Below are 12,132 nucleotides of genomic sequence, written 5' to 3'. Positions count from 1 at the left end.
GCTTATCCCTTCACGCCGTAAAGACGAAGCCGGCTGATACCGCCATCGGGGTAATTGGCGACCCGAACATGGGTGACCGGGCCGATATTTCTGACCTGATCCGATCCGAACTCATGAATATGATCGGCTGAAAGCTTGGTCTGTTCCAGGATCGGCTGCCAGTTTTCCGAAGCCGCGATCTCCTCGGCCGTGAAAACATCGGCCTGATCCGGCAGATAGGCACCGAACAGCGCACAGCTATCGGGGAAATTCCCCTTGAAATGGGCGGTGTCGACGACGACACGGCGAATGATGCCCGGATGGCCAAGCTTCATGATCACCCAGTCATGGCCGGGACCGCGACGGCGGGCTGTTTCCCAGCCATCGCCCATATTGATGCCGCGGCCAGGCGCAAACATGCGGTCGGGATGGCCGAAATGGGCATCGGACCAGTGCAGCGCATGGGTGCCGCCAAAGATATAGGCGAGATCGACCTCTTCGCCGTCACCCACCTTGTCCCAGTTGAAATAGGCAGAGCCATAGGCGCGCAGACGCGCAATGCCGCCATCGGGATAGATATGCAGCCGCAGATGGGTGAAGACCTTCTGCCGCGTCTCCTGATCCATCTCGAAATAATGGTGGCTGTTGCCCTTCAGGTTCGTGCGGTCGAGCACCTCCTGCCAGTCGGAATTGTCGTCCGGGTCGCCCTTTTCCAGATAGCAGCCTTCGATCGAACACTGCGGCGGGAAATTGCCGGTGAAGTGGCTGGTATCGACATCAAAGCCGCGGATCCGGCCGGGCATGGCCAGCTTGATCACAGCCCAGTCATGGCCGGGTACGCGCTTGCGGCGGCTTTCCCAGCCATCCATCCACTTGCCGTGTTCATCATATTCACCCGGCAGGAAAACGGCCGCATCATCTTTCAGCATGCGCGACAGCGGCGCGAAGAACTGGTCAGTTGCATAAAGCGCGCGCGCGCCAAGTCTGGCCGATGCCAGATTGATCGCACCAACGGCGAAATCCGGCAGGGACACACTCATTTCTTGATCGGACATTTACGACTCCGGCAGCAGGAACTGCAGCCGGATGCCGGCGATCTTCTCCACCTGCAGGCAGGCAGTCGCCAGTTCAACCTCGGTGTCATTTGCGACCCGCTGTTTGAACGCAGCAAGAATATCGTCCTTATTGAGCCCCGTGACTGCAATAATGAAAGGGAATTGGAATTTCTCTATATAGGCGGAATTGAGTTTCGTAAACTCTACGTGCTCTTCGGGGGTCAGCCGGTCAAGGCCGGCACCGGACTGTTCACGATGGCTTTCCATGGTCAGATTGCCCGCCGTGGCGAGCTTTCCGGCGAGATCGGGATGCTTGCGCAGCACATCCAGCCGTTCGGCGCCGGAGGCCGCACGAAACACCGTGCACAAGGCCTGATGAACGCTTTTGACGGTCAACGGTTCTGCAACAAGCCCCTGATCATAGGCGCGTTCTGCAATGAAGGAAGAATGCTCGAAAACGCCGCCGAAGCGGCTGACGAAGACGTCACGGGCAATCATCAGGGCGCAATCTCCGGATAATGGTTATCGTGCCAGTGGCGGGCGATATCAATGCGGCGCGGCACCCAGACCTTGTCGAAAGACAGCACATATTCCATGAAACGGCGCAACGCAGCGACACGCGCCGGGCGCCCGACGAGCCGGCAGTGAAGCCCGATCGACAGCATCTTGGCATGGCCTTCCCGGCCTTCCTCATAAAGCGTGTCGAACGCATCCTTCAGATAGGTGAAGAACTGGTCGCCAGAGTTGAAACCCTGCGGCGTGGCAAAGCGCATATCATTGGTGTCGAGCGTATAGGGCACGATCAGGAAGGGCTTGCCCTCCGGCGTTTTGACCCAATAGGGCAGATCATCGGCATAGCTGTCGGCGGAATAGACAAAACCGCCCTCTTCCATCACCAGTTTCAGCGTATTGTCAGACGGCTTGCCCTGATAGATGCCGAGCGGCCTCTCCCCCGTGATTTCCGTGTGAAGACGAACCGCTTCCTGAATATGCCTGCGCTCGGCCTCGATGTCGAAATCCTTGTATTCCAGCCAGCGATAGCCGTGGCTGGCGATCTCCCAGCCAGCCTCTTTCATTGCCGCGACGGCTTCCGGATTGCGGGCCATGGCCATGGTCACGCCATAGACGGTTGCCGGCACTTTCAGGCTGGTGAACAGCCGCCACAGCCGCCAGAAGCCGGCGCGCGAACCATATTCATAGAGCGATTCGATGTTCAGATTGCGCTGCCCGGGCCAGGGCGCGGCACCGACGATCTCCGAAAGAAGCGATTCCGACGCCGGATCGCCATCCATGATGGTGCTTTCGCCGCCTTCTTCGTAGTTGATGACGAATTGAACGGCAACACGTGCGTCACCCGGCCATTTGGGATCCGGCGTGGTCCTGCCGAAGCCGACAAGATCGCGGGGATAGTTGGAAAGATAGTCGCTCATCGATTCACCCATGTTAACGTAGGGCGAGGTTAGTGCCTTTCCCGCCCAAGGGGAAGCGCCACAGCGGACCAATCAGCCTGCATATCGCAGCAAAAAAGGGCGCAGGCCAGTCGCGATTAGGCAACACGCCGCCGGCCGCTGCGCCGGGTGCGAACCGGCCCCATGGGATGGAGCGAATGAACCCGGAAGGGCGCGCCCGGTTCTTCCTCGACAAAGAGCGCAATATTGTCGACGGTCACCGGATCGGTCAGAACCGGCGCGAAAAACCCGCTGGCTGCAGTCTTAAAGCGGGCGAGATCGCGCGCTGAAAGCGGCCCCGTCAGCGCCATGTGAAATCGGAAGGCTTCCATCACATTCGGCTCGCCCCAGCGGTGCAGATTGGCAAATTGCTGCGGCGACAGGCCATCAGGATCGCGCCGCTCGATATCGGCTTCGGAAAGAGGCGCACGAAAGTGATCGAAGCGGGCAACGATGTCTGCTGCCAGTGCATTGACCTGCGGACAATCTGCAGCGGGGACAAGCACCAGGAGATCGCCGATGGCCGCAACAGTCAGCGGCGGCAGAACGAAAGGATCGGAGATGAAGGCAAAATGCATCAGTGCCCGCAAGAGCTGCTGTTCGTCTTCATCACTCGCAATCATGAAGGAGGACTTGAGCGCAGCATGAAAACCGTAGCGGCGCGGCAGCGCCGTATGATAGGCGATTTCGTGCATGCCGATGCCCGGGAGCAGCGGTGGATCGATCAGCGCACCGGAATAGGGATTGCGCCCGAGCCAGCTGGCTGCGACGCCGGTTAATGCAGCATCAGGTGCGGGCGAAAAACAAATCGCATAGCGCCGGGCCTCGGCCATTGTCGTCAGCTTTCAAATAGAGTGCCTTCCCTCGCGCCCGAAATAGGTGATTTGGGTGACAGCAAGACGACAGAAACCGGAGAAATACTTCAACTTTACTTTTTCATCGCCCAGTTGTGATGGATTTGCGGATGGAATTTCAATGGTAACGCAACCGAAACATTACCCGTTGCGGCAAGCACGGCATATTCGGCGAGCACATGCGCAAGCCCGAAAGAGGTTTTGAAGCCGCCGGCAAGCGCAATCACGTGATCAAGACCGGGTAAGGCACCCACGACCGGATCACGCGCGATTGCCCGCGGCCGAAGGCCGGCCCAGCGCTCCACCACCGGAGCCTCGGCGAGCTGCGGAACGATCAGCCGGGCGGCCGCGATCAGTGCCTCCAGCTGCATATCGGTCGATGACGGGTCATCGAAGCGGTCCTCGCTGGTCGAGCCAATGGCAACGCGCCCGCCGGAATGGGCAACGACATAAAGTCCTTCGTCGTAAAGGATCGGCAGCGCCGGATCGAGATCAGCGGCCATCAACGCCGCCTGCCCCTTCACACCACGCCCGAGACTCCGGCCCTCAGGCGCCAGATGCGGCTGCATCAACGGGAAAGCCCCTGTGCCAGCGGCAATGATCACGGACCCGAAACCGATTGTTCCGCCATCGTTCAGCCGGATGGCGTGACCTGCCGCATCGATTGCTGAAACCCGAATTCCCGGCATGATCCGCACATGTCGGGCACCAGCCAGGAACGCCAGAAGCGCTGCAACCACATCGCGCGGAAAGACGTGAGCCGCCAGATCATCGAAAATATAGCCGAACCGGTCCGTTCGTGCAGCCGGCCAGCCAACAACCGGTGTATCCTCCAGCACGTCGAAGCGAAACTGGCGATCGCCCGCTTTCCAGTTGATACGGGCCTCCTGCTGACGGGCGAGCGCGGTGTTGCGCTGGCGCTCGCTATTGATCGGCATGATACGGCCGCTGCGCCGATAGCTGGTTTCGACCCCGGTTTCGGCGGAAAGCCTGGCCAGATCGCCTTCCAGCCGCAAAAGCGCGTCGAACTGGAAGCGCTTCTTCTCGTCCCAGAGATCCGGCATATAGGCCATCAGCACGCCGACAAGCCCATTGCTGGCCCCCTGGCCCGGCATGCCGGCATCGACAAGCAGCGTTTCGATACCCGCTTTCTCGGCGTGATACGCCGCCCAAAGCCCCATAACGCCACCGCCGACAATCACCAGATCGGCCGTTATTTTCGAAGAAGCCGTTTGACCGGCGGCCATTCCGGATTTATCGCCATCAATCATGAGCGATGCGGACCACAAACAAGCGAGCGATGCAAGAAAAACCGATGGTGACATTCTCTCCCTGTCCTGGGATGAGGATGGACTGCCGTTTTCCAAGGGTTTTGGCGATCATTTTTTTTCGACCCATGACGGCCGCGCCGAATGCGGTCATGTCTTCATCAATGCCAATGCCCTGCCGGACCGGTTTGCCGCCGCTGGCACGATCAGCATCGGCGAACTCGGTTTCGGCACCGGGCTGAATTTCTGCGAAACCTTCCGGCAGTGGAAGCGCTGCCGCCCGCCCGGCGCCCGGCTTGATTTCAGCTCCTTCGAGCGCTTCCCGATCAATGCTGACGCGATTGACCGGGCACTTCGCCGCTGGCCCGAAATCGACGGCGAGCGTGCGACGCTTGTCTCGCTCTGGCCGAAGCAACCGTCCGGAACGTTCTCGCTGCCTGTCGATGGCCAGACCAGCCTCACCCTTCACTGCGGTGATGCGCTGGAATGCCTGTCCCGGCTTGATCAGACCTTTGACGCCTGGTTTCTCGATGGCTTCGCGCCGTCGAAAAATCCCGAAATGTGGTCACGCGAACTGCTGCAGCACGTCTTCCGCCTGACCGCTGATGGCGGAACCTTCGGCACCTATACCGCCGCCGGCTTCGTCCGGCGCAATCTCGCTGCTGCAGGGTTCAATGTCGAACGCCGAGCGGGCTTTGCCGGCAAGCGCGAGATGCTGGCGGGGCGGCGATGCAATGCAACCATGCCGAAATAAAACTTGACATTTTGAAGGTTCACACGCATCTAGGCCGCAGCTTTCCTCCTTTTCCGCATGCCGCGTGAGCATGCCGGCCGGACAGAATTTTCCTTCATCGGAATCGCCGGCAGGTCTGGGACAAGCGCAACTGACGTAAGGCCGGTCTTCCGGCGCGCGGGAAAGCCGTTTTCACCCGACAAGTTCCCACTTCACGCGGGGTTCTTGAAACCAGACGATACCGGAAGGTCTGACGACCTCGTCCGGGTCGATTGGTTTTGCCTTGAAAGGCGCTTTGTTTTGACAAATTTCTCCGAGCTCGGCCTCTCCGCCAAGCTTTCCGACCGTATCGCTAACGAAGGTTACGAAAAGCCGACCCCGATCCAGGAAAAGGCCATTCCCCTCGTTCTCGAAGGCCGCGACCTTATGGGCCTGGCGCAGACCGGCACCGGCAAGACGGCCGCTTTCGGCCTGCCGCTGATCGACATGCTGCTGCGTGGCGGGCACAAGCCTGCGCCCACGACCGTGCGGGCACTGATTCTCGCCCCGACCCGCGAACTGGTGAACCAGATCGCTGAAAATCTGAAGCTTTTTGCCCGCAAGACACCGCTGAAGGTCACGCTGGTCGTTGGCGGTGCCTCGATCAACCGCCAGTCCTTCCAGCTGCAGCGCGGCACCGATATCCTGGTCGCCACGCCCGGCCGTCTGCTTGACCTTATCGACCGCCGCGCCGTGCGCCTCGACACCGTCGAACATCTCGTGCTCGACGAAGCCGACCAGATGCTGGACCTCGGCTTTATTCACGATCTGAAGAAGATCGCCAGTCTGGTCCCCGATCAGCGCCAGACCTTGCTGTTTTCGGCCACCATGCCGAAATCGATTTCGGACCTCGCCAGCCGCTTCCTGTCGTCGCCCGCCCGCGTCGAGGTAACCCCGCCCGGCAAGACGGCTGACCGTGTCGATCAGTATGTCCATTTCGTCGCCGGCAAGGCCGAAAAGACCGAAGTGCTGAAGACCGCACTGTCGGAACATCCCGATGGCCGCGCCATCGTGTTCCTGCGCACCAAGCATGGTGCCGAAAAGCTGATGAAATTCCTCGATTCGCGCGGCTTCGCCACGGCCTCGATCCATGGCAACAAGAGCCAGGGGCAGCGCGAACGCGCCTTGAAGGCCTTCCGCGAGGGTGATGTCAACGTGCTCGTCGCAACCGATGTTGCCGCCCGCGGCATTGATGTGCCCGGCGTGACCCATGTCTATAACTATGACCTGCCGGAAGTGCCGGACGCCTATGTTCACCGCATCGGCCGGACCGCACGCGCCGGCAAGGCCGGTATCGCAGTCGCCTTCTGCGCCCCTGACGAAGCCCGTCTGCTGCGCGACATCCAGAAGCTGACCGGTGTCGAGATTGCCGTTGCCAGCGGCGAGCCGCATGCCGGCGCAGATCGTCCGGTGCAGCAGAAGCGCCGCGGCGGCGGCGGCAATGGCCGTGGCCCGCGCAAGCCTTCCCGCTTTGCCGGCGAGCGCAATAATGGCGAACGCAGCCATTCCGAGCGCAGCCATGGAGAGCGCAACAATGGCGAACGCGGCAATGGCGGCGAGCATCACGCCGCTGGCCGTCGCAACGAAAACCGCAGCGAGCGGCCGCGCAAGCCCGGTCAGGGCCAGAAGCGCCGCTTTTCCGGCAATGGCCGTCAGGCCCGCCATTCGGCCTGAAGCGGATTGATCAATGAATGAAAAGGCCCGCTGGCATATCTGCCGGCGGGCCTTTTGCTTGCATCTTTCGCTTTTACTGGCCGTTGCGGCTGATCGCCGAAAGCGGCACGCAGGTCACGTCAACATCTTCCTTGTTGGTGGCGTAGCTGACGCATAGGCTGTCATTCCAGACGATGCTTTTGGTGTAATGATAGCCCGGCCGCTTGGCCTTGCCCTCACCACGCTGGGCCTGCATGTCGCTTTGCGCGCGCAGCAGATAGGCCTGATCAAAATCCGTACCGTCTGACGATGTGACCAGCGCCAGGGGGAAACGCCCCTTGTGGCCCGTCGGACTGCCGGCGAAATAGACCGTGCCGTCCGGCAGATTGCCGGCGCTCTGCTTGGTGCGGGCATCCGGCATGGCGGTTTCAACCGGCAGGCTCCAGGTTTCGCCGTTATCGGTGCTGACGGAGGCAAGCTTCAGGAACGTATCGCCCTGATCGCGGAAAATCATCACCACGGCGCCGTCACCACGCAGATAGGAGCTTGGCTCCAGCTCACGGGTGATGTCTCCCTCATGGGGAAGATTATCCATTTTGCCGATATGCCAGCCCGACAGGCCGAGCGGATCATCGGTATAGATCGGCTTGGCGGTCAGACCCGGCTGCATATGCGCGGCATTGATGATGCGGCCGGACGGTAGCCGATGCGGATCCTGTTCGAAAATCCCCGGCATCGGCGTTCCATCTGCCATCATCACCGGCTGAGCCGCACTCCAGGTCTCGCCATCGGTGCTGGTCATATATTCTGCGTGGCCGCCGCGCGGACTGACCGCATCCGGCCATGTGTTGATGAAGGCAACCAGTGTGTCGCCATCAGTGATCCAGCCGCCATTGCTGTGATAGCCTTCATTCCACGGCGCCGTCAGCGCCACCGGTTTCGACCAGGTTTTACCGTCATCGCTGACCGCATAAACCACCACGGTTTCGGTGGCATCCTCATCCTTTTTCGAACTTTGCCACTGTGCATAGAGCTTTCCCTTGAAGGGAATGAGCACAATGCCGTTTACGAATTGCCAGTCATCATCCCCCGGCGCGAACACCGTTACGGTTTCAACCCCCTCTGGCTTTGAAAGCCCGAGCGTATCCTGATTGGCAAGATCGAAAAGTCCGTCCTTCACGGTGAAGGGCATCTCGCCCGCCAGCGCTGGCGCGGACGCGGCAACAACAACGGCGCCGGCAGCAGCCAGCGTCATCCGAAATGTCGAAAGCATATGTAGTCCTCCCAGATACATGCATACTGATCATAAAGCAGACATGAGCACATATTCAACAACTGATATGATCAGAGATCAGACAAGCGCAAAGAGGCCAAGGCGGCGCAACCGCCGGCGGCGTGGGCGCAATCGCGCTGCAAATTATCGAAAGCCAACACGAAAAGTCTCAACCATCGGTCGCCACGTTCATTCGCCGCGCGCCCGACCTGCACCCCACTTTGCCCAATTGTTTGGCGAATTTCGAAAAATGCCTTTTTTTCAGAACCTTTGGTGCTGGGTAAACTTGAACAGAAAGCGATTTTCAATCAGGCATGGTGCTTGCATTGGTGCTGATGTTGTATTTCTATACAAAAATAACAAACGGGGGAAGAACGCTTTGACCTTCGATGAAATGATGGGCGACGGCTCAGCACCACGTGAGCCATATAAAGATTATTACGACTGGTATTCCCAACAAAATCCACAACATCTGCTGGCGAAATCCCGCGAGGCAGAGAATATTTTCAGAAAAACAGGCATCACCTTCGCCGTTTACGGACATGCGGATTCGTCTGAGAAACTGATCCCTTTTGACATCATCCCGCGCATTATTTCCGGCAAGGAATGGCGCAGACTTGCCGCCGGCATCGAACAGCGCGTGATCGCACTCAACGCCTTTCTGCAGGACATCTATCACAAGCAGGAAATCATCAAGGCCGGCCGCGTGCCGCGCCGGTTGATCGAAGAAAACGACGCCTTCCTGCCGCAGATGATTGGCTTTGAACCGCCCGGCGGGGTCTACACGCATATCTGCGGTACGGATATCGTGCGGACCGGCGAAGACCAGTTCTATGTGCTGGAAGACAATGTCCGCACACCGTCCGGCGTCTCCTACATGCTGGAAAACCGTGAAACCATGATGCAGATGTTCCCGGAGCTTTTTTACCAGAACCGGGTTCGCCGCGTCGAAGACTATCCGCTGGCGCTGCGCCAGAGCCTTGCGACGCTCGCCCCGCCTGGCTTCACCGGCACGCGGCCGCGCATCGGCGTGCTGACGCCAGGCATATTCAACTCCGCCTATTATGAACACTCCTTCCTTGCCGACATGATGGGTGCGGAACTGGTCGAGGGATCTGACCTGCGTGTCATCGACGGCAAGGTCAAGATGCGCACCACGCGCGGCTATGAGGCAATTGACGTGCTTTATCGCCGTGTTGACGATGCCTTCCTCGATCCGCTGACATTCCGCCCGGATTCCGCGCTTGGCATTCCCGGCATCATGGATGTCTACCGCGCCGGGCACATCACCATTGCCAATGCGCCGGGCACCGGCATTGCCGATGACAAGGCGATCTATTCCTACATGCCTGAGATCGTCGAATTCTACACAGGTGCCAAGCCGATGCTGGAAAATGTTCCGACATGGCGCTGTTCGGAGCCGGAGAGCCTTGCCTATGTGCTCGACAATCTGGCCGATCTGGTTGTCAAGGAAGTGCATGGCTCCGGCGGCTACGGCATGCTGGTCGGCCCGACCGCCAGCAAGAAGGAACGCGAGGCATTTGCCGACAAGCTGAAGGCAAAGCCCGCCAACTACATCGCCCAGCCGACGCTGTCGCTGTCGACCGTTCCGATCATGGTGAAGAAGGGTATCGCCCCCCGCCATGTCGATCTGCGCCCCTATGTCCTTGTCTCGGATCGCGTCCGCATCATGCCGGGCGGACTGACCCGTGTTGCGCTCAAGGAGGGGTCGCTCGTCGTCAACTCCTCCCAGGGCGGCGGCACCAAGGACACCTGGGTTCTGGAGGACTGATCGATGCTGGGAAAAACCGCAAACGGCCTCTTCTGGATGTTCCGCTACATCGAGCGGGCCGAGAATATCGCGCGCCTGATCGATGCCGGTCAACGCGTCTCGCTGACCCGCTCCAAGGGGGCGGATGACTGGGACGGGATTCTGCAAAGTGCAGGCGTCGCCGACACCTTCAAGGATGCCTATGACGAACTGACGGCAGACAACGCTGTCGATTTTCTGCTGCGCGACCGGCGCAACCCGTCAAGCGTGCTCTCATGCATCGACGCGGGACGCAACAATGCCCGCCTGGTCCGCACGGCCCTGACCCGCGAAATATGGGAAGCGACCAATGAATGCTGGATCGAGGTGACGCGGATCTTGTCCGGCAAGGTCAAGGCCGCCGATCTGCCGCAGGTGATCGATTCGATCAAGCACCGCACGGCCCTCATTCGCGGCACGTTTCATGGATCCATGCTGCGCAACGAGATCTATAATTTTGCCCATATCGGCACATTCATCGAACGTGCTGACAATACCAGCCGCATTCTCGACGTGAAATATTATGTCCTGCTGCCATCCGTGCATCATGTCGGCTCTTCGCTCGACAATCTGCAATGGGAATCGATCCTGCGTTCGGTCTCGGCGCACCGGGCCTATGGCTGGGTCTATAATGGCGAATATATCCCGAGCCAGATCGCCGATTTCCTGATCCTCGATGTCCAGTTGCCGCGATCGCTCGCCTATTGCTACGAAAAGATCGTCACCAATCTCGACTATCTGGCCAATGACTATGGCAGCAGGCTTCCCGCCCATGACACGGCGCACGCGATCCGCAACAAGCTGCGCAGCCAGAAGATCAAGACGATCATGGATAATGGCCTGCACGAATTTCTTGAGGATTTCGTCTGCCACAACAACCAGCTGAGCCAGCAGATCAGCGACGGCTACCGTTTCTACCAGTGAAGCGGCAACAGGCACAAACAGGGATCGGGAAACGACGATGTTTTTGAAGATCAACCATGTGACCGAATACCGCTATGAGGAGCCGGTCGTCTTTTCACTGCAGCGGTTGAGGCTGACGCCGGTCAATTCGGCAGGTCAAACGGTCATCGACTGGAGCGTTGCCATTGAGGGCGCCAAAAGCGAGGTGAGCTATAGCGACCAGTATGAGAACCTGGTCCGGCTCGTTTCCGTCGATGGCGAACAGTCATCCATGCGGCTGATTGCCACCGGCACCGTGGAAACGCGCGATACCGACGGTATTTACGGCCCGCATTCATCCGATTGTCCGTTGTGGCTCTTCCTCAGGGAAACGCCGCTGACGGAAATCGGCAAGCAAACCCGCGCGCTGGTGGCATCGCTGGACGGCGACAGCGACCTCGCACGTCTGCATGACCTGATGGCGAAGCTTCATGAGCGCATGACCTTCAAGCCCGGCGTGACAAGCACGACGACCACGGCAGAAGAGGCGCTGGACCATGAAGCCGGCGTCTGCCAGGACTATGCCCATATCGTTCTTGCCTGCGCGCGGCAGATGAAACTGCCGGCACGGTATGTTTCCGGCTATCTCTTCATGGAAGGCACCACCGACCAGTCGGCAAGCCATGCCTGGGCAGAGATCTATCTGGAAGGGCTTGGCTGGGTCGGCTTCGATGCCGCCAACAAGGTCTGCCCGGACGAACGCTATGTGCGGATCGCCTGCGGCCTCGATTACACCGATGCCGCCCCCGTCGTCGGCATGACGCTTGGCGGCGGTCTCGGGCAGATGTCAGTCAACCTGCAGGTCATCAGCCAAAGTCAGAGCCAGTCGCAAAGTCAGAGCTGACAGAGCCAGAAACGAAAAGGCCCCGGATCATGCGATCCGGGGGAAGACCGTTGACACAAAGCTTGCCCCCTTCTCCAACGTCATGCCTGTGCCTGTCACAGGCATCCAGCCGACGCGCGTCCGCGCGGCGAAGGTCACCGTCTCTGTTCAGTGCCATATGAAACTGGATCCCCGTGACAGGCACGGGGATGACGACGGGGGGGGACGGCTATTCCGCCCCCAACAGGCAATCTG

General features: G+C 59.7%; 11 protein-coding genes. 5 read left to right on the top strand and 6 right to left on the bottom strand.

Annotated elements, in window-relative coordinates; translation table 11 throughout:
• Positions 1-2: 2 nt before the first annotated feature.
• From alc to HCK86_RS15445, 5 genes are all read right to left on the bottom strand, one after another.
• A complete protein-coding gene (alc, locus tag HCK86_RS15465) occupies positions 3-1,034 on the bottom strand; it encodes an allantoicase (RefSeq protein ID WP_176085383.1) in 1,032 nt (343 codons plus the stop codon).
• The gene (uraD, locus tag HCK86_RS15460) at positions 1,035-1,532 is read right to left on the bottom strand and encodes a 2-oxo-4-hydroxy-4-carboxy-5-ureidoimidazoline decarboxylase (protein WP_176085382.1); all 498 of its coding nucleotides are present in this window, start codon (positions 1,530-1,532) and stop codon (positions 1,035-1,037) included.
• The gene (gene puuE / locus HCK86_RS15455; protein WP_176085381.1) at positions 1,532-2,464 is read right to left on the bottom strand and encodes an allantoinase PuuE; all 933 of its coding nucleotides are present in this window, start codon (positions 2,462-2,464) and stop codon (positions 1,532-1,534) included. Before puuE ends, uraD begins: the two co-directional genes overlap by 1 nt.
• A gap of 116 nt (positions 2,465-2,580) precedes the next feature.
• Positions 2,581-3,315, bottom strand: coding sequence for a DUF1045 domain-containing protein (locus HCK86_RS15450; RefSeq protein WP_176085380.1), 735 nt, complete (start codon positions 3,313-3,315; stop codon positions 2,581-2,583).
• A gap of 95 nt (positions 3,316-3,410) precedes the next feature.
• On the bottom strand, positions 3,411-4,583 hold the full coding sequence (locus HCK86_RS15445) for an FAD-binding oxidoreductase (protein WP_176085379.1): 1,173 nt from the start codon (positions 4,581-4,583) through the stop codon (positions 3,411-3,413).
• Positions 4,584-4,605: 22 nt separating this feature from the next.
• On the opposite strand from HCK86_RS15445, the gene mnmD reads away from it, so the two are divergent.
• Both mnmD and HCK86_RS15435 read left to right on the top strand, forming a co-directional pair.
• Entirely contained in the window at positions 4,606-5,358 is a 753-nt protein-coding gene (gene mnmD, locus HCK86_RS15440; protein WP_176085378.1) for a tRNA (5-methylaminomethyl-2-thiouridine)(34)-methyltransferase MnmD, read from the top strand.
• Between the two features lie 279 nt (positions 5,359-5,637).
• On the top strand, positions 5,638-7,050 hold the full coding sequence (locus tag HCK86_RS15435) for a DEAD/DEAH box helicase (protein ID WP_176085377.1): 1,413 nt from the start codon (positions 5,638-5,640) through the stop codon (positions 7,048-7,050).
• A gap of 73 nt (positions 7,051-7,123) precedes the next feature.
• Here HCK86_RS15435 and HCK86_RS15430 read toward each other — a convergent pair whose 3' ends face one another.
• Positions 7,124-8,302 carry a sialidase family protein gene (locus tag HCK86_RS15430; RefSeq protein ID WP_210259926.1) on the bottom strand — a complete coding sequence of 393 codons (1,179 nt, stop codon included), beginning with the start codon at positions 8,300-8,302 and terminating at the stop codon, positions 7,124-7,126.
• 394 nt (positions 8,303-8,696) lie between these two features.
• On the opposite strand from HCK86_RS15430, the gene HCK86_RS15425 reads away from it, so the two are divergent.
• The 3 genes from HCK86_RS15425 to HCK86_RS15415 are packed head-to-tail and all read left to right on the top strand — an operon-like array spanning position 8,697 to position 11,898.
• On the top strand, positions 8,697-10,094 hold the full coding sequence (locus HCK86_RS15425; RefSeq protein WP_246739634.1) for a circularly permuted type 2 ATP-grasp protein: 1,398 nt from the start codon (positions 8,697-8,699) through the stop codon (positions 10,092-10,094).
• Positions 10,095-10,097: 3 nt separating this feature from the next.
• Complete coding sequence (locus HCK86_RS15420) at positions 10,098-11,036, top strand: alpha-E domain-containing protein (RefSeq protein WP_176085375.1); 939 nt, start codon at positions 10,098-10,100, stop codon at positions 11,034-11,036.
• Between the two features lie 37 nt (positions 11,037-11,073).
• Complete coding sequence (locus HCK86_RS15415; protein WP_176085374.1) at positions 11,074-11,898, top strand: transglutaminase family protein; 825 nt, start codon at positions 11,074-11,076, stop codon at positions 11,896-11,898.
• The last annotated feature ends 234 nt before the right edge of the window (positions 11,899-12,132 follow it).

This window comes from Martelella sp. HB161492, assembly GCF_013184775.1.
Taxonomy (GTDB): domain Bacteria; phylum Pseudomonadota; class Alphaproteobacteria; order Rhizobiales; family Rhizobiaceae; genus Martelella.
The sequence above is the reverse complement of the archived record's forward strand: the minus strand, read 5'-3'. Positions and strand labels throughout refer to the sequence as shown.